The following is a 21839-nucleotide window of genomic DNA, read 5'->3' as shown; positions in this document are numbered from 1 at the left end:
AAGCCACTATCAATCTTTAAACTTTCTGAAATCTCAACCTAAAAATTTTACCAAAAAAATATTTTAATTATGAACAACCTTACTCAAAGAACACTCTTAGTTATTTTGTTTGTGATAGCGTCTTTAGGTGTTGTCTGGGCAAATGGTTCTACTTCAACTTCAGGGGAGAACACAAGCACCACAAAAACTTCGGGCAATTCAGTCATTCCTGCAAGACCAGTCGTTGAATACGTTGGTATTGATAGGTGTGGTTATCAATCTATTGGTGATCCTGTTAGTGTAGTTATCGTGCGAGCAACGGGATGTGGTTCTAGCCAAACACATTGGTATGATTCCAATAACAATGATTTAGGCTTGGATTCACCTGGTCGTGACCTTAAGTTTTTAGAAATCACGTCTAACATTACTGTTTATGCTAAATGTTATGATGGATTTGGTTTTGGAGATCCTTCTAATAGTGTAAATGTTCAATATCAGGCTGCTCCGTCAACAATTCCAACTATCACACTTGACAGAAGTATTGCGTGTGATGGGGAGAAAATAACGCTAAAGTCTAGTATTACTAACCCAAATTATGAATATCGTTGGGAGCGTACACTAGGAATAAACAATACTCCTTCGGCTCCTAATATTATAGACCCTAATACAGAAGGATTCGGAACTCCTACCTTAAAGGCTACTTTGTCTGGTTATTATTACCTTTCTGTAGTATCTCCAAGCTGTCCTCAAGCTCCTGCTTATGCAAGTGGTGTGGTTTTTGCTGAATTTTATTCTTTGCCAAAACCAGTAATTACAACATCAGCTGCTACTTTCTGTGAAGATCAAGGTATAACGTTGAAAACAGATAGTATTCAATTTATCAAGAATTATCAATGGTATTTGAATGGTATTAGGCAACCTAATATGGGAACGATTAGTCATATTGATAAATTCCAAAAAACTGGTTCAGTTCAAGTTGTTTCTGTAGAAGCTAGATTAGGATGTCTTTCTCCAATTTCTAATCCTGTAACAGTACAAGCAATTCCAGTTCCCGCTAAGCCTGTTATTACTGCAAGTGCTTTAGATTTTTGTGAAGACAAAGGTACCTCTCTTAAAACGGATAGTTCATCTATCATCAAAAACTATCAATGGTTTTTGAACGGTGTTAGGAATGAAAATCTAGGAACAATTAGTCATATCGACAAATTTTATCAAACTGGTTCTGTGCAAGTAATTGCTGTGGAAGGTGTTTTAAATTGTCTCTCTCCAATTTCTGAAGCCATTTCACTTAAAGCAGTTACAGTACCAACTAAGCCTGTAATCACTGCAAGTGCTTTAGAATTTTGTGAAGATAAAGCAGTTTCGTTAAAAGCAACAAGCAGTGCTATTGCTACATCATTCCAATGGTTCATCAATGGTGCGAAACAAGATACTCTAGGTACTACAAATACCGTCAATTCTTTCAACAAAACTGCATCAATTCAAATCATTGGTGTTGAAAGCGTCTTAGGATGTTTATCTCCTATTTCAGATGCCGTTAATTTAACAGCTCTTGCATTACCAGCTAAACCAATCATTACTTCTTCAAAACTGAATGCTACTATTTGTGATGGCGACGTTGTGATGCTTACTTCAACTTCAGGATTTAGCTATACTTGGAATACAGGAGCTACCACTAGAAGTATTGATAATATCAAAACTTCTGGTAAGTATACTTTAAAAATCACTGATGAAAAAGGATGTGTATCTAAGTCATCTGATACTACTACTGTGATTGTTAATTCACTTCCTGCCAAACCTGTAATTACAGCAAATGGTGTTTTAGCATTTTGTGATGGTGGTGCAGTTACTTTAACATCAACACCAAATGTTAAATATGTTTGGAGTAATAATGAAGCTACTCAAGCTATCACGATTAAAACCTCTCAAGATTTAACAGTAGCAGTAATTGATGCTAACAACTGTAAATCTCCATCTTCAGATTTAGTGAAAGTTACGGTTTATGCTTTACCTGCCAAACCAACAATTACTTCAAGTAGTAGCCTTGCATTTTGTGCTGACCAAAGTGTAATTATTACTTCTTCTGATTTACCAAATGGTGAAGTAACAAAATATCTTTGGAGTAGTGCAGATGTTACTAAATCAATCACTGTGAAAACAACTGGTACATTCTCAGTAAAAGTAATTGACCCTCGTGGATGTGTATCTCCTTCGTCTGACATCGTTACAACGACTGCTTTACCAGTACCTGATGCCCCAACTATCGCAGCTGATGGACTTACGACTTTTTGTTCGAGAGATAATGCTGATTACAGTAAAATCAACTCTGTTAATCTATTAGCGACTAGTACTTTTGAAGTAACTTGGAGTACCGGTTTAGTTGGTAAAACACTTAATCTTACTTCTATTAACAGCCAAGGTACTTTTATTGATATTTCAAGAGAATATACTGCAACTGCTAAAAATACTACAACAGGTTGTGTTTCTGCGAAATCAGCACCAATCAATATCATCGTTAGAAATAACCCTGATGCTTCAGCAGCTAGCATTGAAAAAGATGGTACATATACTTTGAAAGCAGTTAATTTCCCTACTGGAAATGAATATGAATGGAAATATGGTTCAGAAGTATTAGCATTTAAAGAAGGGGTAATTAAAGCAAATAGATATGGTGATTATAGTGCAAGAGTTAAAACTGTATTCGCTATTGCTTCTGCTCCTGGCGGACAGTTAGGATGTTTTTCTAACTTCTCTAAAGCATTTACATTTAGTGAAGAAGCTATTTTCAAAGGCTTGTCTATCTATCCAAACCCAAGTAATGGTTTATTAACAATCGAAACATTAGCAGATTACGATAATCCTCAGATTTTGATTTACGACCTTCTTGGAAGACAAATCTACGCTAGTACTTTACCAACAATTAAAGGAAAAGTAATTGTAGATTTAAGAAATAATAATGAAGGAGAATACATGCTTCGTTTTAAAGCTGGAGATTTTGATTTAACTAAACGTATTATCGTAAATAGATAGTTATAATAAATAAAGAAAAGCCTTCTCAAAGTATTTTGGGAAGGCTTTTTTTATGCTACTTTTTGTACATTAGCATTTCATTCATAAATCATTTCATCAATGACAACCTTAAAATATATTACCTACTTATTAGTCTTATTATTGCATCAAAATACTTATGCGCAATGGATAAAACAAAACCTTGCTACGGATGCTAGTTTTAGAGCAATACATGCCGTTTCTGAAAAAGTAGTTTGGATTGGAGGATCAAAAGGAACATTCATCAAAACAACCGATGGCGGAAAAACGTGGCAAGTAAAACAAGTACCTGAAGCTGAAAAATTAGATTTCAGAGACGTTCATGCCTTTGATGAAAATACTGCTATTTTGATGAGTGCAGGAGAAGCAGAACAAGGACAAGCCAAAATTTACAGAACTGAAGATGGTGGCAATACATGGAACATCGTTTATCAAACTTCTGAAAAAGGTATATTTTTCGACGGAATCGATTTCTGGGATAAACAAAATGGAATAGCTTTTAGTGACCCAATCAATGGTCATTTTTACATTATTAAAACAAAAGATGGCGGAAAAACTTGGTTGCCTGTAAATCCAGAAAATATTCCAAGTAATCAAGAGGGTGAAGCTGCCTTTGCTGCGAGTGGTACAAGTTTAATTATTTCTGGCAAGAGTAATGCTTATATCTGCACTGGCGGTTCTTCAAATGCACGTATATTCAAAAGTAACAACCAAGGTGAAACTTGGGAGGTAATCAGTACTTCAATGGCAGCGGGTAAAACCAGTGGATTATTTGGATTGAGATTTTGGGATAACATTCATGGAGTTGCCGTTGGTGGAGATTATATGGAAGTCAATAAAGCCATTCCGAATGTTTTATTAACTAACGATGGTGGTAAAACTTGGATTGATGCTCCACAAACAAATCCAGCTGGATTAAAAGAAGCAGTAGCAATTTACAAGAAAAAAATCCTGATAGCTGTTGGACCATCAGGAACCAGTTTTTCAAAAGATTTTGGAAAGTCATGGAAAGTAATTGACACCTCTCCTTTTCATGCCATTAGTATTTCTGGAAACGGTATTTGGGCTGTTGGAGGCAAAGGAAGTATTGCCAAATTAGATACTACATTTTTCGGAAAATAGGTAAAAGTTTCAGGGTATAAACTAAAATTTATACCCTGAAAAGATAAACTCATTTTATTACAAGTACTAAACCATTTTCTATGGCAACCTCGCTACGGATTTTATTGAATTATTTCAAAATTCATCACTCATAATTCATAACTCCTATCACTTCTTCCCTTTCCAAGAAATCATTAATACTCCAAATAACACCACGAATGTTCCAGCTAATTGCCAAGCTGATATTTGTTCATCTAAAAAAACACTCGCCATAATAATCGTTGCTACTGGCCCGATACTTCCAATAATTGAAGCATTTCCCGAACCAATTCGTTTGATACCTTCCGAAATCATAAAAGAAGGAATTACCGTTGAAAATACTGCCATTGAAAGGCTCAACCAATATGCTCCAGCTTCATACGCCAACAACCCTTTCCCAACAGAAACTAAATAATGAATAATTACCATACCTGTGGAAATCAACATTGAATAACAAGTAAAACGTAACGCTCCTACTTTTTGAATCATTTCGCCACTTCCTACCAAAAATAGTGCGTAAGTAAAGGCACTCAAAAAAATCAAGAAACAACCAATTAATAAATCTTTCTGTAAGCCCAATTTTAAGTCTGGAATAAAAGCTAAAGCTACTCCCAAGTAGGTAATCACCAAAGCTACATATTGAATTTTATGAATAGGCTTTTTTAAGAAAATAGCTGAAACCACAACCACAATGGTTGGATATATAAAAAGTATCAGACGCTCAACACTGGCTGTGATATAATTTAAACCCAAAAAGTCAAAAAACGAAGCTAAGTAATAACCCACTAAACCAATGGCAAACATCCAAAACCATTGACGTGTAGTCAGCTTTGTTTGTTTCTCCTCTTTCTGTTGAAAAAATAAAATTATCAGGTAAAAAGGTGCTGAAAACAGCATCCTTAAAGCTAATAATGAAACAGTATCCACATGGTAATGTATATAATTATACTTTACCAAAACAGCTTTCCCAGCAAATAAAACTGCTCCAGTCAACACTAAAACTACTCCAACAAAATACTTTGTTTTACTTATTTCTTTCATGGCTTATTAAAAATTGAGGTAAAAAACAAAAGACCTTTCACATCGCTGAGAAAGGTCTTTTTAATAATATATTTTATCAAATAGCTACTTATCTCATGCCTTGTGGGCTGATTGCGAGAAGTAACCAATATGCTGAAATCATATTCATTTGATAATTATTTTTTTCTAAAGAAAATCTGAATCGGTACACCAGTAAAATCGAAGTGTTCACGCATTTGGTTCTCCAAATAACGTTCATACGACTCACGAATATACTGCGGTAAATTACAGAACATCACAAAAGACGGAGCTTTTGTTGGTAATTGTGTCATGTATTTGATTTTGATGTACTTCCCTTTCCAAGCTGGTGGCGGATAGTTTTCAATCACTTTCAACATCACATCATTTAATTTAGAAGTAGGAATTTTACGAGTTTTATTTTCATACACTTCCAGTACTTTTTCTACGGCTTGGAAAATACGCTGTTTATCTTTTACCGAAGTAAAAATAATTGGCATATAATTGATTGGTGCCATTCTCTGACGAACTGCATCTTCAATGCGTTTTGCTGTCATTGAATCTTTCTCAACCAAATCCCATTTATTAATCATCAACACAATTCCTTTTTTTGCTTTATCAGCCATCGAAATAATGTTCATATCTTGTGCCTGTAAACCCGTTTGTACGTCGATTGTAGTAGCATCAACAATAATAACCGCAACATCACATTCTTCCATCGCCTTGATTGAACGCAAAATCGAATAATATTCGATGTTATCATCAATTTTTGCTTTTCTACGAATCCCGGCGGTATCGGTAATGATAAAATCTTTTCCAAATAAAGTATAGTGATTATCAATCGCATCACGAGTGGTTCCTGCAATATCCGTTACGATACTTCTTTCTTTTCCTAAAAGTGCATTTAAGAAAGATGATTTTCCTACGTTTGGTTTTCCTAAAATCGCAATTTTCGGAATACCAGCATTTGGATTTTCAATTCCTTCTTCTGGAAAATGGCTAACAACTGCATCTAATAAATCTCCTGTTCCTGAACCACTTTCAGCAGCAATCGCATAAGGTTCACCCATCCCTAATTCGTAAAACTCAACCGCTTCCATACCTTTTTCATAAGTATCAGCTTTGTTGGCTACGATATAAACAGGTTTTTTTGAACGACGAAGTACCTTGGCGAAGTCCTTATCTAAATCTGTAACACCAGTAGAACAATCTACCACGAACAAACAAACGTCTGCTTCTTCGATTGCCATTTCTACTTGTTCACGAATTGCACCTTCAAAAGTATCATCTGAACCATGAACATAGCCACCAGTATCAATAATGGTGAAATATTTACCAATCCACTCACCATATCCATAGTGACGGTCACGAGTAACGCCTGAAACGTTATCCATAATTGCCTTTTTCTGTTCGATAAGGCGATTAAAAAGCGTAGATTTACCCACGTTTGGGCGACCTACAATTGCAACAATGTTTGACATTTTTTGATTTTTGAGCTGTTCCCTGCGTACCTTTTATGATTAATTTCCTGAATATCAGTCGTTCAATCTTGGCTTAACAAGCACCTCAACGTTAAAGATTACAATATACTGTTAAAATTAGGGGTAGAAGAATGAAAGAGTTATGAATTATGAGTGATGAATTATGAATGTTTGTATATGCACTTTCGGATTCAGTTTTGAGTTAATATCCAAATCGTTTGTTTACATTCAAATCCAAATCCGAAATCACAATTCCCAAATCAAAATTAGTCTTGACTATAACCAAACGATTTTACTTTTTGTGCTTTTGAACGCCAATCTGGTTCTACTTTGATAAATTGTTCTAAGAATACTTTTTTACCAAAGAATTTTTCCATCGCTTCACGAGCCTGAGTACCTACTTTTTTGATAGATTCTCCTTTATGACCAATCAGAATCGCTCTTTGTGTTACTCTTTCCACATAAATTTCTGCCGAGATTCGGATAAGATTATCCTCTTCTTTGAAAGAAACAATTACTACTTCGCAAGAATAAGGAATCTCTTTTTTATAATTTAAGAAGATTTTTTCTCTTAAAATCTCAGAAGCAAAAAAGCGTTCTGGTTTGTCTGTTAATTCTTCTTTATCAAAATATGGCGGATGAAGGGGTAATTGTTCAACAATTGTATCAAAAATCTGACCAATATTTTCTTCCTTCAAAGCAGAAATTGGAATAATTGCTTGCGTTGGAAAACGTTCACGCCAATGTGCAATTTTTTCCTGTACTTGTTCTTCTGTGGCCAAATCAATTTTGTTAATTAATAACAAAACTGGCACGTGGTCGATTCTTGCTAATTTATTGATAACATCATCTTCATCGTACTTTTCAAAAATATCCGTTACAAACAAAATAACATCAGCATCTTCCAAAGAACTATGCACGAATGTCATCATTGATTTATGTAACTCGTATTTTGGAAGAATAATTCCAGGCGTATCAGAGTAAACCAATTGAAAATCAGTTCCTTTATGGGTTCCGTTCAGAATTCCCATGATACGATGGCGAGTAGTTTGTGCCTTAGAAGTAATAATTGAAAGGCGTTCGCCCACCAAAACGTTCATCAAAGTAGATTTTCCAACGTTTGGTTTTCCGACGATACTGACAAAGCCTGCTTTATGATTAAGTTGTTCCATACGATTAGAAGTCGTTATCTGCTATTCGTTGTTGATTTACTGAAATAGGATTCAATAAATGCCATGCTTCACGATAATCAGCAGATTTAGGTTTTCTTTGTCTCTTCTCTGATTCAACTAAATGAATTTCAGAGCTATAACGAATAAATACTCCGACAGGAATAATATAAAAAATTTGTATTTCCTCAAGGTAAATAATCGCAAAATCAAAATCTGATTCACTATATTTTTCCCTTAACATTTCTCTTCTGTTCGTCTTAGTTCTTCGAGTATCAACAACATAGTTTTGTCGTTTTGTATCGAACCAAGCACTTTTTACTTGAATTTTGACAAACCTTCCATCAATCTCAAAAACTAAATCATAAGGAAGTCTATCTCCTATTGGCTTTAAAACACTCCAACTTTTTTTTAAAGCTTGTAAAACAACAGCTTGTTCAGCGATGTCTCCTTTGAGTTTTGTATCTGTGTTTATCATTTTCTAATCTAAAACAAAAACAAAAAAGCCAATTACTTGAATATCAAATAATTGGCTTTACTCTGTGTAGCAGGAACAGGACTCGAACCTGTGACCTTTGGGTTATGCTTACCACTATAGCTTTCGCTACCCTACTGGTTTGTGGTCTGGACTGTCTCTTTACCTTCGACCTAATCGTTAAGGTATCTGCCATTCAGTCTCTACACCTTCCTTATTTCTAAGGCTTGGCTCGGGATTGCCATACTTAAAGGGTTCCCCGAATTTGACAAACTTTCACGTAAAAATTTCTTTCTACGCAGCCCTCTTGCAAATTGATTGTACAAATTTTGATAAAGTAATTTTCAAAATCCTCAATTAACAATAATTTGAGCCCAACGAGCTACCTACTGCTCCATCCTGCGGTGTTGTTTCCATTTGATTGGACTGCAAAGGTACGACAGTTTTTTTATTATACAAGCGTTCACTGAAATAAAAATGAAAAATATTTTAACTTTATTTCAAATAAACTTTTAATCAACTAATTAACAGCAACTTATACAATTAAAATATTTTCAAATTATATTACTATCAATGTCCTTGAAGACCCGCCATTAAGTCTTTAGCCTTTTTAACATTGGTATTTATCTTATCAGATTCTACCAAACCGTCACGTAATCTTACTATTCTGTGGGCGTATTGAGCAATATCATCTTCGTGCGTTACCATTACAATGGTATTTCCTTTTGAATAAAGCTGATCGAACAAATCCATGATTTCATAAGAAGTCTTAGTATCTAAATTACCTGTGGGTTCATCTGCTAAAAGTATCGAAGGGTCATTTACTAATGCTCTGGCAATTGCCACACGCTGACGCTGACCACCTGAAAGTTCATTGGGTTTATGACCTGCACGGTTTTCTAAACCCACTCCTTTTAAAGCTAACATTGCTTTCTCAATACGGTCGGCTTTATTGTAACCTGCATAAATCAAAGGCAAAGCAACATTCTCTAAAGATGACTGACGGGGTAATAAATTGAAAGTTTGGAATACAAACCCAATTTCTTTGTTACGAACCGTTGCCAATTCATTTTCAGACATTTCACTTACGTCTTGATTGTTCAGAATATATTTCCCTGTAGATGGAGTATCCAAACAGCCAATGATGTTCATTAATGTTGACTTCCCAGAACCCGATGGACCCATAAAAGCTACATATTCACCTTTACTGACTGAAATACTTACATCTTTCAAGGCTTGAATTACTTCTTCACCCATTACGTAACGTCTTGATATGTGGCTGGTTTCGATGATTTTCATAATATTTTATTAAACTGTAAAGTTTTGACCTGTTGAGCTTAGAGGCTCATGTTTTATGTATTTCTTCAAAATGATTAATCATTTATGAATTATTACTCTTTTGTTGATACAATGAAATGAGAAAAATACCGATGGCTAAACATTTGTTATTCTCTTGATAGATTTTTATGCTTCCATCATTAGTAAACCAATCTTTTGAAAAATGAATCATTAAACCTTCTTCATCGTGCAGTTCCCATTCATTAGCAATTAAACCTATCTGTTTGAAGAAAAACTTCTCTTCATTTTCTAATAGTATATAGGCTTCTGTATTCCAAAAATTGATGTTAATTCTTCCTATTACTTTGTCTTTATCTTCGTAGATAATCACAGTATCGGAGAGCAATCCTGTTACATCAAAAAAATATTCTTTATCTCCAATTCTTACATTTGAGTCGTAAGACCAAATAGATTTCTTTTCTGTTTTAATAAGTACTTGAGCACCATCTTTAACTTCGTAGGTGGAACTCCAAAAATCTTTAGAGAAGGTTAACTGCTCGCTCATGTCCATTAAATTATTCTTAATAAACAAACTTAATAATTTACTGAAAACCAGCACTTGCCTTTTCGATAGAAGCTAATTTAGCTTGATAGGTTGGTAGAAAACGCTGATAGTCGGTTGGGGATAATTTTTGAAGTATCTTCATTCCATCTATAGCATAATCTTTCATCCCAACTTTTAAAGCTTGAAGAATATATAATTGGTATAACACTGGAGAATCTTTTCGCCAAGCAATAGCATTCAAAGTGGCTTCATAAGCTTTATTTTCTTGCTTTTGTTGGTTGAGTATTTCAATGGCTTTCGTCAGTACTTCTTCATTAACAGGATGTTGTTTTAAGCCATCTGTAGCAATATTTTTTATGGTTGCAATAGTTACCTTTTCTGTTGCTTCTTTCTTTAGTAAAGTATTCAATAATAATTGATAGTACTTCCCTTTTTTATCGGCAGAATCGCCTAGCGACCAAGCTTGTAGCGTTTGAAAAGTTATTATTTTATCTCCTTTATAATACTCTTGAACAATATCAGCAAAAAGTAAATCTTCAGTATCCGCCTGATTTTCATCTAGTTCCGACAATCTCCTTAATGGCAAAATTTCTCCCTTTGCTTTCTGATAAAGTGCTTGATTATACACTCTTGCGAAATCGGCGATGTTACTTAATACGGAATCTTTGGGTAAATCTAGTTTAGTGATTTCTTCAGAAGCAATTACTTTTTTGTTTTTCAACACATTTTTCAGAGCAAGTACGTTGGCTTGATATGAACTGTATTCAATATTCTCTGGCTTTGCTAACAATTCTTGAATGGTTTGCTCTTTTCCATTCATTGCCCAAAATGCTAATAAATTACTAGCAGGTACTTCTGACTTTCTGGCGTTTTTCACTGCCATTTCATAATACAAAACGGTAGAATCCACTACATTCGATTTGTTGAATAAATAGGCTAAATTATTTTGCAACTCTCCACTTGTCGGGAATTTCGCCAAGCCTTCTTTCAAAGTAAACATGGCATCAAAAAAATGTTCGCCATCATAAAAAGAACGACTCAATCCTTCATAAGCAAAAACTGATGGGTTTTTCGCCAAGGCTTTTTTGAAGTACAATGCTGCTCGTTCATTATCGTTTTGCCATAATGCCAAAGAAGCCAAAGCATAATTACTTTTATGATTGCGATATTCGTAAGCCAAAGCCATTTGGTACTCCGATTCTGCCACTCTATATTGTTTGTCAAAAGCATAATAATCGCCCAAAGCATTATAATATGCCGCATTTGCTTGCTGAAATGTAAAGAAGTTTTTCAATACTAATAAAGCGGCTATGATAATAATTGATAATACTCTGGCTGTCCAAATCGGCAGGTTTATGGGTTTGAAAACTACTTTGTGTACTTCAAATCCTTGCTTGAAAAGTGGCAAGAAATTCACTAAAACATAAATTAAAAACACTAATCCCATCGCCAAATGCGTGTAGGTAATTGCATCTTCTAATACTTCTACCATAGGGTCGTTGCCAGTGGAAAATGCTTGTCCGCAAGTAGCTAAAGTAATGATGGCTAATCCTAAATAGATAAACGAACCAGCATCTTCAAAATCGATGATTTGCTTATTGCCTTCCAATCGCTTTTTGAACCCCCAAATGCCTAAAAAAGTAGAAGTAATTAATAGGACAAATGGGTTGATATAAATCATTTCCCAGTCAATTACTTTGTTGTTATGCAAAAAAACGAGTAATACATTGGCTAAGTAAATCAAAGAAATTAACAAGAAATTCTTCAATGCCTGAGGACTTTTTGAAGAGGTTGTCAACACCAAAAAACCTTGAACGATTTCATAAGCAATCATAAAAATGAAAGCCACACTCAATATCATCGCTCCCGCTGTTCTATAACTCGCTAATAACAAAAAAGGCGTATTCACTTTTGTACTGTAAAGAATCACCAAAATGAGTACGATACTTATCAAAAAGAAAGATAAAAACCTTTTGAAAATATTAATATCGGGACGAAAAGCGTGGAAAAAATAACTAAGACCTGCATAGAGTACAATCAACCCCATCGTGAAGTATCTGTTGCTGGCATTATACAATAATTCAAGGTTGAAAGTGACCAAGAGTAAAATAACAAGCCCCATCGCCACCAAATACCAAAAACGAGCCAGCGACGAAAGTACTGAGAGGATTAAAACAAAAGCAAAGACAAAGAGTGATAGAAAAATATAATTCCCGATAAGGTTTATTTCCATCGGTGAAGCTAGAAACTGCTCTGTTACTGTAAAAGTTTTACTTGGAAAAGAAAGAGTTTCTTGACCAACATCAAAGTAGTCCAACACAAAAGGAACTTCGCCTAATTCAGCTAAAATATTCCAATGCACCACGTTTTCTAATCCTTTGAAATAAAAGAAAGCAAATGCAAATACTGTAAACAACAAAATACTGATTGAGAAAAAATATAGCAGACGAGAAGCTTTTTGCCAGTTTTTCCAGAATTGTATTGAATTCATATTGATATGATAAATTAAGCCTTTTAGGGAAAATGAAATTTATTATTTTGGCTAGTTTAATGATTTCATCAATTAAAGAAACTAGTTATACTATTCACTAATGCACAAAATTCGTAATTATTATGATTTGTTGAAACTCTTGAAAATTATTTACGACATCAAATCTTTCAATGATTACAAACATTCATTATGAAACATAAGAAACGAAAAGAAAAAGCATTGTGATTTAAAAAAGAAATACGGCTTTTCATCGACTATATTGAGAAAAGTGAAAATCGACGTCTAAAACCGAAAAAAAAACTATTTTTCTACCCTCACTCTTAAAGCAATCCAACAAAACGATACTTTTTAAGCAAAAAATATGGTAAAAATCCAAAAACAGAATTGTTAATCTGAATTTTACCAAGTAGTTTTGCAGTCTGAATTACTACGTTAAGTACATAAAAAACGTAATCACTTGACAATCAGATAACAAAATCACAATACAAATGGCAAATGCAGTCAATACAGGGAAAGTTACGCAAGTAATCGGACCAGTTGTGGACGTGAGCTTCGAGGGTGCTAACTCTCATCTCCCCACAATTTTGAATGCCTTGGAGGTTACAAAAGCCAACGGCACCAAAGTTATTCTCGAAGTACAACAACATTTAGGTGAAGACCGTGTTCGTACCATTGCAATGGAAGGAACAGAAGGACTTCAAAGAGGTCAGGAAGTAAGAGACTTAGGACAACCTATGTCTATGCCAACTGGTGACAGTATCAAAGGACGTCTTTTCAACGTAGTTGGTGAGGCAATCGATGGTATTCCTCAACCTAAGTCTAACAAATCAATGCCAATCCACCGTCTTGCTCCAAAGTATGACGAATTGGCAACTTCAACTGAGGTGCTTTTTACAGGTATCAAAGTAATTGACTTACTTGCTCCTTATGTAAAAGGTGGTAAAATTGGTTTATTTGGTGGTGCTGGTGTAGGTAAGACTGTATTAATTATGGAACTTATCAACAACATCGCTAAAGCTTACGAAGGTCTTTCTGTATTCGCTGGTGTTGGTGAGCGTACTCGTGAGGGTAACGACTTATTGCGTGAAATGATTGAATCAAACGTAATTCGTTACGGTGAAGATTTCAAACACGCAATGGAAAAAGGAGAATGGGATTTATCTAAAGTAGATGAAGAAGCTCTTTTAGCTTCACAAGCTACTTTGGTGTTCGGTCAAATGAACGAACCTCCAGGAGCTCGTGCTAGAGTTGCTCTTTCTGGTTTGACAGTTGCTGAATATTTCCGTGATGCAGAAGGTGAAGACCAAGGTCGTGATATCCTTTTCTTTATTGATAATATCTTCCGTTTTACACAAGCAGGTTCTGAAGTATCGGCTCTTTTAGGTCGTATGCCTTCGGCTGTAGGTTACCAACCAACGCTTGCTACTGAAATGGGTGCGATGCAAGAACGTATTACTTCAACAAAAAGAGGTTCAATTACTTCAGTACAGGCCGTTTATGTACCTGCCGATGACTTAACTGACCCTGCTCCGGCTACTACGTTTACTCACTTAGATGCTACAACGGTATTATCTCGTAAGATTGCTGAATTAGGTATCTACCCAGCGGTGGATCCATTAGATTCTTCATCACGTATTTTATCTCCAAGCATTTTAGGTGATGTTCACTATAACACTGCTCAACGTGTTAAAGAGATTCTTCAACGTTATAAAGAATTACAAGATATTATCGCCATCCTTGGTTTGGACGAATTATCTGAAGACGATAAATTGGTAGTATCTCGTGCTAGACGTGTACAACGTTTCTTGTCACAACCATTCTTTGTGGCTGAACAATTTACAGGTTTAAAAGGAGTATTGGTTGATATTAACGATACCATCAAAGGATTCAACGCAATCATTGATGGAGAATACGATCACCTTCCTGAAGCAGCTTTCAACTTAGTAGGTAGTATCGAAGATGCTATTGCTAAAGGAGAAAGATTAGTAGCAGAAGCATCGAAATAAAGTTTAGGAGTAAATGAGTTTATGAGTAAAACCTTACTCATAAACTTTTAACTCATACACTCATAAACTGAAAAAAAATGAATTTACAAATCATTACTCCCGACAAAAAAGTGTTCTCTGGCGAAGTAGAAGTAGTTACTTTACCGGGCACAGATGGTTCTTTCCAAATTTTGAAAGACCATGCTCCTATCGTTTCGACTTTAGGAAAAGGAACATTAGCGGCTGACAAACAAGTATTCACTATCGACGGTGGTGTTGTTGAAGTATTGAACAACAAAATCTTAGTATTGGCAGAAGCAGTATTGTAATTAGTATATAGTAATTGTGGATTCGGTCTCAATTACAAAAACTATATTAAAAGCACAGACTCATTGGGGTTTGTGCTTTTTTATTACACTTAGGATAAATGATTTACGATATATTTTTCATCAAATTCAAAATTAAGAATATTGGATTTGTCCAAAAATCATTTATTCCCTATCTTTGTATCAGAAATGAAAAAAATGATGATACAAGCAGTTTTTACGAGTAACTTTTGGAAAATGTCCAAAGATTTACCTTCAAAAAAGGGCTGTGTTATCGTTTCTAAAAAATATTTTTATTAGGAGGTCAAGTTAATTGACCTCCTTTTTTATAGTACAATCTTTTTTCAGTAACCAAGAAACAATCAAATGAAAGTAACACAAAGCCAAGCAGCTATTTTGTTGTTGGAAGACGGTACAGTTTTTAGAGGGAATGCTCTCGGAAAAATCGGGACGAGTGGCGGAGAAATTTGCTTCAATACAGGTATGACTGGCTATCAGGAAATTTATACTGACCCTTCGTATTTTGGACAAGTAATTGTAAATACAACTTCTCATATCGGAAACTATGGAGTAGTGAACGATTTAGAAGAAGAATCTGGCACTGTAACCATTTCTGGAATGGTTTGTAATGAATTCTCACCAATTCATTCACGTAAAACTGCTGATGGTTCTTTACAAGACTACTTCGAAAAAGCTGGAATCGTTGGTATCTCTGGCGTTGATACTCGTCAAATTGTTCGTCATATCCGTGAGGTTGGTGTAATGAACTGCATCATTTCTTCTGAGATTTTGGATGTAGAAGAATTGAAAAAAGAATTAGCGAAAGTACCGCCAATGGAAGGACTTGAGTTATCTTCTCAAATCTGTACACAAGAATCATATTTCTTGGGAAACCCAGAAGCAGAACACAAAGTAGCTGTTTTAGATTTAGGCGTAAAGAAAAGTATTTTAAGTAATCTTACTGATAGAGATTGTTATTTGAAAGTATTCCCAGCAAAAACTTCTTATTCTGAAATGCAAGCTTGGAATCCAGACGGATACTTTATCTCGAATGGCCCTGGCGACCCAGCAGTGATGCCTTATGCCATTGAAACTGTTAAGGCAATTGTAGAAAACGATAGCCCTACTTTTGGTATCTGTTTAGGTCACCAAATTTTAGCACAAGCGTCTGGTCTTTCTACTTATAAAATGAAAAACGGACACCGTGGTTTGAATCACCCAGTGAAGAATTTGATTACTGGTTTATCAGAAATCACTTCTCAAAATCATGGTTTTGCTGTAAAAATGGAAGAGTTGGAAGCAAATGAAAATGTTGAATTAACGCATATCAACTTAAACGACAAAACTGTTGAAGGGTTAAGAAGAAAAGATAAACCTGCATTCTCGGTACAACATCACCCAGAAGCATCTCCAGGTCCACACGATTCTCGTTATTTGTTTGATAATTTTGTGGGAATGCTTTAAGTAGATTCAAGAAGCAAGAGAAAAGAAACAAGAGTGTTAGACTTGAATTTGAAAGTATGTAGCTTTCAAATTCAAGTCTTTATTGTTTTGTAAAAACTATTCCCTTTCAAAAACTCTTTCATTTGCTATCATTGGTCTTGTATCTTGCTTCTAAAATCTTATATCTAAATAAAAAATGCAAAGAGTAAGAATTACTGACGACGGTTTTACTACTTTATTCAGTGCAGAGTTTAACCAATTTTATCATTCTGTTCGTGGTGCTTTAGACGAAACCCAAAGAGTATATATTGAATTGGGTTTATTGGCGAAAATGCAGGAAACGCAGGAAATTAGCATTCTGGAATTGGGTTTTGGTACTGGGTTAAATGCTTTAATAACCGCAGGAGAAGCTAAAAAAAATCAGCTAAAAGTACATTATACCAGTCTTGAGCCATTTCCCATTTCTGAAGAAGATGTCAAATTATTAAATTATCAGACGGACACAGCAACTGATTTACTCCAAAGGCTTCATTCAGTAAACTGGGAAGAAAACATTGAAATCTCTTCTAATTTTTCACTCAAAAAAGTAAAGAGTACGCTTCAAGATTTTAAAACTGACGAGCTATTTGACGTAGTTTATTACGATGCCTTCGCTCCTTCGTCACAACCAGAACTCTGGACGGTGGAAACATTTACTCATGTTGCGTCTTTCTTAAAAAAAGGAGGATTCCTGACTACTTATTGTTCAAAAACTATTGTCAGAAGGGCAATGGAACAAGCAGGATTTAAAGTAGAAAAGCATGTAGGAATATGGGGTAAAAGAGAGGTAGTGAGAGCCATTAAGTTATAAAAACTACAATTCCTATTAGGCGGCGACTTAAGTCACCGCCTAATAGGAAAGGATTTGAGAATTATATTATCAAAAGGTCTTTTTAGCATCTCAAGCAGGTGTTACTTCGCAAGGATAACCAAATAAGCAATTTCCTTTTACTAATTTCGATACGACTGATGGTACTAATTCTTCCCAACCAGATTCGCCAGATTGGATTAGTTTCAAGACCGCATCTGTATTAATTTTGAGTAGTTCTTTATCGTAATTTTTAATATCGGCAAATTTATCGTTGTCTTGCAAATATTGAAACAAGCCTTTTAAATGCGAAGGAGGAGTAAATTCTTTTGTGGTTACAATTTCACCATCTGCATTGAGCATTGGATGCAAATACAATTTAATTTTAGGAGCAAACAAGGTAGAAAAAGCGGAAAGAATTCCCCCTGAAATATTGGTATAATGCTTTTCTTCAAAAATATAATCAAGGTTAGGCATTCCTAGAATCAGACCCATTCTTAATTTGGTAAAACCACATAGATATTGCACTAAACGATAATATTCATGAAAATTTGAAATCAAAACGGTATGTCCTAGCGAACATAAAATATCTACACGATCGAGGAAATCTCTTTCATTGATTTGTTCACCACCTGCTTGTAAATTCTTCAAAGTAAGTTCAGCTAATAAAACTACTTTATCGTCATCAACGTCTGGTTCGGCTTCAAACTGTTTCAAACCCGTTTTAATCATGTCTAAAGATACATTCGTAACAGGTCTAAAACGTCCACGTACTGCCACAATATGTTTTTTATAGAAGGCTTCTGAAGGCTGCATTACGTTTCCGTCTGGTCCGAAAAGTGCGGCATTGGTAAAACCATTTTTTACTAAGTGAAGCGACATCAAACGGTCGTCCACACCTTTAAAATCTGGACCACGAAAACGAATCATATCAATCTCAATTCTATCAGACGATAAATCATCCATTAAAGATTGAAGCAAAATTTCAGGCTGTGCATTATAATAGAAACAACCATACATCAAGTTTACACCAATAACACCTAAAGCTTGTTGCTGTAAAACATTGTCATTGTCTTTCATTCTAACGTGAATGACAACATCGTTTGGTTCGCCATTTGGTTCAAGTTGAAAACGTAAGCCAATCCACCCATGTGGGTCATTATTTTTTTGATAGTTTAGCGCAGCAACAGTATCAGCAAAAGCAAAAAATGTACGTTCAGAAGCCATTTCGGTCAGACGTACATTTAATAATTTATACTCACGAGTAAGCATTTTCATCAAACGGGCTTCTACTACATAACGCCCAGATTCTTCTTCCCCATAAATGGCATCCGAGAAAGCCATATCATAAGCTGAAATAGTTTTTGCAATCGTTCCTGATGCTCCGCCCGACTTAAAAAAATTAGCAGCGACATCTTGCCCAGCCCCGATTTCAGCAAAAGAGCCATAAATTCGGCGGTCGAGATTGATGCGAAGAGCCTTCTGTTTTGTGCCTAAATTTCTATCGTAATTTACCATGACATTATTCTCTTTATTTAATTGTACCCTATCACTCAAAGCATTTCCTAATTTACAATTCAATGGGCAAAGCTTGACAAAAATCTACCAAAAATATAATTCTTTATCTAAAAATTAATACAAAAAACGAATTAGCAAGCAGTTGAGTAGGTTTTAAACAAACAAAAGTATAAAACGTAATATAGCTCATTCAATTTAGGTTAATTGTGATTTGTGAAACAAAGTCAAACCAGCAATCGGACTTTCCATAATCACTCCAACACTAAAGCCTTTTTCGATGGCTACTCTTCTTAGAATATCAGAGTAATAAAATGCGACAGAACCTGTGAAATGAATTTTATACTGTTGGTAATCGGGGTACTTTAATAAGTATTTTTCAAAAAATAAATCAAATGCACTTTTAACTAAGCCAAACGTAAATGGATGATTACGATTATCAAAAATAAATTTTGAAAAAGAAGCAAAGTAACGATTAGGAAAAGGTTTTTGATAAGCATTATCTAAAATTTCCAGACGGTCTTTCGCACCAAAACGCTTTTCGAATTTTTCACGAATATCAATAGGCATTTCTTTGTGCAAATAACTTAATACTAATTGTTTGCCAAGGTAACCTCCGCTTCCTTCATCTCCCAACCAAAAACCTAAAGGTGGTACTTGAAAAGTAATATCTTTACCATCATAAAAGCAAGAATTAGAGCCTGTCCCTAAAATACAGGCAATGCCAGCCTCACGACCACACAAAGCACGAGCCGCCGCCAACATATCACTGTGTACTTCTATCTTTTTTATTGTTGGAAAAATTGTTTTGAAAGCCAAGCGAATAATTTCAGCTTTTTCTTCATTTGTGACACCCGTTCCATAATAAAAAACTTCAGAAACTGCTTGATTGTTGAGTGATGGTAATAAGTTTTTTTGTAATTCTTCAATAATTGAATCAGTAGTTTGATAATATGGATTTAGCCCAATTGTTTTGGCTTGGGAAACTTCTCCGTTTGGAGAAATCATTCGCCAATCTGTTTTACTTGAGCCACTTTCTGCGATTAAAATCATTATTTAGTATTTTAAAAATGTAGTTTTCGGATATACAATGCAACCTTTTTTTAAGATAAGCAGTCATTAAAATTACTCAAGCTAACTCACCCACAACTATAAATTTTTCAAAAACTTTGTCGGTATGCGGAGCGTCTTTTAGTTCATCGGTTAAATCTTGACCAGCCCAATGTTCATAATGCTTACCATTACGCCAAAGTCTGGAATCACTAACATCATAAATAAACCCTTTGAAGGCAATCCAGATTTCGTCACGATCTTGACCGTTCCTTAAAGCCAATTGAGATTTTGTGTATTTTTTTAGCATAATTATTTTTTATATATTGTATCAAATTTGTTGAACTCAATTTATTTTATCATTTTTATCCCTCAAAAATAAAATCTAACAGATAATGAAAAAACTAATTCTATCCCTCCCTATTCTCTTTGCCTTTGTTTTAATACTAAGCAGTTGTGGAAAAGATGCACCTGAACCAACTTTAACAGAAAAGTTGACAAAAACTTTTACCGTTAGCATTGCAAAAGAAGGTGGTGTTGAAGTTTACAACAAAACTAAAGCAACAAACATTGCTTCTGGTTATTCTAACTACAAATTAAGTTTAAGTAGTACAAAGTCGGCTACATTAACGGCGAAAGATAATACTACATTCACGGGTACTTGGGCATTGACAAATACAGACAAAACTTTAAGTTTAACTGGATTAAAAACTTCAGCAGGAGCAAATCCAACTGGAACTACTGGAACAATTGAATTTACAATCGTTACAATTGATGGAACTGGTTCAGCAGTAACACTTGAGTCTTTACAACCAGACATTAAAGCAAGTAATTCTATTGTTAATTTACAATTAGTAAATCCTTAAACCAAACATAAATTATTATCACAAAGCCATCTCTAACAGGATGGCTTTTTTCTTTTCCATAAAATATCAATCCCTCGATTCTCTCAATCACAAAATCAAACGTAACTTTGTATTATGGAAACAAGAACAGAATTAAGTACAATCGGAGAATTTGGCTTGATAAAGTTAATCGATTCGAAATTTCAAACCATTAATCCAGAAACCATCAAAGGAATTGGTGATGATGCAGCCATTATCGATACAGCTGGAAAAGAATTGGTAATTTCTACCGACCTTTTAATGGAAGGCATCCATTTCGATTTAGCTTATACTCCTCTCAAACATTTAGGTTACAAAGCTGTTGCCGTAAATGTTTCTGATATTGCTGCGATGAATGCTATACCAAAGCAAATTACAGTAAGTTTAGGCTTGAGTAATCGTTTTTCAGTAGAAGCCATTGAAGAGTTATATGAAGGCATCAAGATTGCTTGTGATGAATATAAAGTAGATTTAGTAGGTGGTGATACTTCGGCTTCTCGCTCTGGTTTGGTGATTTCAATTACTGCGTTAGGTACTGCTGAAAAGAAAAATATCGTTCAAAGAAATACTGCGAATACCAACGACATTATTTGTGTTTCGGGAGACTTAGGTGCTGCTTACATTGGTTTACAAACACTTGAAAGAGAAAAACAAGTATTTTTAGCAAACCCTGATATGCAACCTCAATTGGATAAAGACAAAGATTATGTGATAGAACGTCAATTGAAACCAAATGCCCGAATGGACGTAATTTATGAATTGCGTGATTTAGGCGTAATTCCTACTGCTATGATTGATGTTTCGGATGGATTGGCTTCTGAAATTTTACATCTTTGCAAGAACTCTGGTACTGGTGCAGTAATTTTTGAAGACAAAATTCCAATCGACGACCAAACTTATTTGGTAGCGACTGAATTAAATTTTAGCCCAATGACGGCGGCATTGAATGGTGGAGAAGATTATGAATTACTTTTTACAGTGAAACAAGAAGACTTTGAAACCATCAAAAATATGTCTGATATTAGCTTCTTGGGTTATATGACGAATGATGTAGATGGTGTAAAATTAATGATGAAATCGGGTACTTTAATTAATGTTACTTCACCCGGATTTGAACATTTTTGA

Annotated in this window: 18 protein-coding genes and 1 tRNA gene; 8 read left to right on the top strand and 11 right to left on the bottom strand. The window is 34.9% G+C overall.

The genetic code is table 11. The features are described 5' to 3' along the window. Positions 1–69 precede the first annotated feature (69 nt). Both VB776_RS09000 and VB776_RS08995 read left to right on the top strand, forming a co-directional pair. Positions 70–3009: a T9SS type A sorting domain-containing protein gene (locus VB776_RS09000; protein WP_323328191.1), complete on the top strand. Its 2940-nt coding sequence runs from the start codon at positions 70–72 to the stop codon at positions 3007–3009. Between the two features lie 99 nt (positions 3010–3108). Further along, complete coding sequence (locus VB776_RS08995) at positions 3109–4149, top strand: WD40/YVTN/BNR-like repeat-containing protein (RefSeq protein WP_323328190.1); 1041 nt, start codon at positions 3109–3111, stop codon at positions 4147–4149. Positions 4150–4296: 147 nt separating this feature from the next. Here the strand turns inward: VB776_RS08995 and VB776_RS08990 are convergent, their stop codons facing one another. The 8 genes from VB776_RS08990 to VB776_RS08955 all read right to left on the bottom strand — a co-directional run bounded on the left by VB776_RS08990 (position 4297) and on the right by VB776_RS08955 (position 12664). Then, the gene (locus tag VB776_RS08990) at positions 4297–5208 is read right to left on the bottom strand and encodes a DMT family transporter (RefSeq protein WP_323328189.1); all 912 of its coding nucleotides are present in this window, start codon (positions 5206–5208) and stop codon (positions 4297–4299) included. A gap of 155 nt (positions 5209–5363) precedes the next feature. Next, complete coding sequence (gene der / locus VB776_RS08985) at positions 5364–6686, bottom strand: ribosome biogenesis GTPase Der (protein ID WP_323328188.1); 1323 nt, start codon at positions 6684–6686, stop codon at positions 5364–5366. A gap of 266 nt (positions 6687–6952) precedes the next feature. Next, a complete protein-coding gene (era, locus tag VB776_RS08980; RefSeq protein ID WP_323328187.1) occupies positions 6953–7858 on the bottom strand; it encodes a GTPase Era in 906 nt (301 codons plus the stop codon). 4 nt (positions 7859–7862) lie between these two features. Continuing rightward, entirely contained in the window at positions 7863–8333 is a 471-nt protein-coding gene (locus tag VB776_RS08975; protein ID WP_323328186.1) for a group I intron-associated PD-(D/E)XK endonuclease, read from the bottom strand. Between the two features lie 67 nt (positions 8334–8400). Continuing rightward, positions 8401–8469 (bottom strand) — tRNA-OTHER (locus VB776_RS08970). Positions 8470–8900: 431 nt separating this feature from the next. Continuing rightward, a complete protein-coding gene (locus VB776_RS08965) occupies positions 8901–9629 on the bottom strand; it encodes an ABC transporter ATP-binding protein (protein ID WP_323328185.1) in 729 nt (242 codons plus the stop codon). A gap of 82 nt (positions 9630–9711) precedes the next feature. Further along, positions 9712–10173 carry a hypothetical protein gene (locus VB776_RS08960; RefSeq protein WP_323328183.1) on the bottom strand — a complete coding sequence of 154 codons (462 nt, stop codon included), beginning with the start codon at positions 10171–10173 and terminating at the stop codon, positions 9712–9714. A gap of 37 nt (positions 10174–10210) precedes the next feature. Further along, on the bottom strand, positions 10211–12664 hold the full coding sequence (locus VB776_RS08955; RefSeq protein ID WP_323328181.1) for a tetratricopeptide repeat protein: 2454 nt from the start codon (positions 12662–12664) through the stop codon (positions 10211–10213). A 488-nt stretch (positions 12665–13152) separates the two neighbouring features. On the opposite strand from VB776_RS08955, the gene atpD reads away from it, so the two are divergent. The 4 genes from atpD to mnmD all read left to right on the top strand — a co-directional run bounded on the left by atpD (position 13153) and on the right by mnmD (position 17268). Then, complete coding sequence (gene atpD / locus VB776_RS08950; protein WP_323328179.1) at positions 13153–14670, top strand: F0F1 ATP synthase subunit beta; 1518 nt, start codon at positions 13153–13155, stop codon at positions 14668–14670. Between the two features lie 77 nt (positions 14671–14747). Next, on the top strand, positions 14748–14978 hold the full coding sequence (gene atpC, locus VB776_RS08945) for an ATP synthase F1 subunit epsilon (protein ID WP_323328176.1): 231 nt from the start codon (positions 14748–14750) through the stop codon (positions 14976–14978). A gap of 363 nt (positions 14979–15341) precedes the next feature. Then, positions 15342–16439 carry a glutamine-hydrolyzing carbamoyl-phosphate synthase small subunit gene (carA, locus tag VB776_RS08940; protein ID WP_323328173.1) on the top strand — a complete coding sequence of 366 codons (1098 nt, stop codon included), beginning with the start codon at positions 15342–15344 and terminating at the stop codon, positions 16437–16439. A gap of 175 nt (positions 16440–16614) precedes the next feature. Continuing rightward, positions 16615–17268, top strand: coding sequence for a tRNA (5-methylaminomethyl-2-thiouridine)(34)-methyltransferase MnmD (gene mnmD / locus VB776_RS08935; protein WP_323328171.1), 654 nt, complete (start codon positions 16615–16617; stop codon positions 17266–17268). A 90-nt stretch (positions 17269–17358) separates the two neighbouring features. Here the strand turns inward: mnmD and VB776_RS08930 are convergent, their stop codons facing one another. The 3 genes from VB776_RS08930 to VB776_RS08920 form a co-directional block, all read right to left on the bottom strand. Then, positions 17359–18783 carry a TonB-dependent receptor gene (locus VB776_RS08930; protein ID WP_323257253.1) on the bottom strand — a complete coding sequence of 475 codons (1425 nt, stop codon included), beginning with the start codon at positions 18781–18783 and terminating at the stop codon, positions 17359–17361. Positions 18784–18978: 195 nt separating this feature from the next. Then, a complete protein-coding gene (locus tag VB776_RS08925; RefSeq protein WP_323328170.1) occupies positions 18979–19833 on the bottom strand; it encodes an N-acetylglucosamine kinase in 855 nt (284 codons plus the stop codon). A 76-nt stretch (positions 19834–19909) separates the two neighbouring features. Then, entirely contained in the window at positions 19910–20140 is a 231-nt protein-coding gene (locus VB776_RS08920) for a cytochrome b5 domain-containing protein (RefSeq protein WP_323328168.1), read from the bottom strand. A gap of 85 nt (positions 20141–20225) precedes the next feature. Here VB776_RS08920 and VB776_RS08915 point away from each other — a divergent pair, with 85 nt between their 5' ends. Then, positions 20226–20696, top strand: a complete 471-nt coding sequence (locus VB776_RS08915; protein ID WP_323328166.1) for a hypothetical protein — start codon at positions 20226–20228, stop codon at positions 20694–20696. Positions 20697–20810: 114 nt separating this feature from the next. Beyond that, the gene (gene thiL, locus VB776_RS08910; RefSeq protein WP_323328164.1) at positions 20811–21839 is read left to right on the top strand and encodes a thiamine-phosphate kinase; all 1029 of its coding nucleotides are present in this window, start codon (positions 20811–20813) and stop codon (positions 21837–21839) included.

Source organism: Arcicella gelida, assembly GCF_034931025.1.
In the GTDB taxonomy this organism is placed as follows: domain Bacteria; phylum Bacteroidota; class Bacteroidia; order Cytophagales; family Spirosomataceae; genus Arcicella; species Arcicella gelida.
This window is presented reverse-complemented; position numbering and strand designations above follow the sequence as displayed.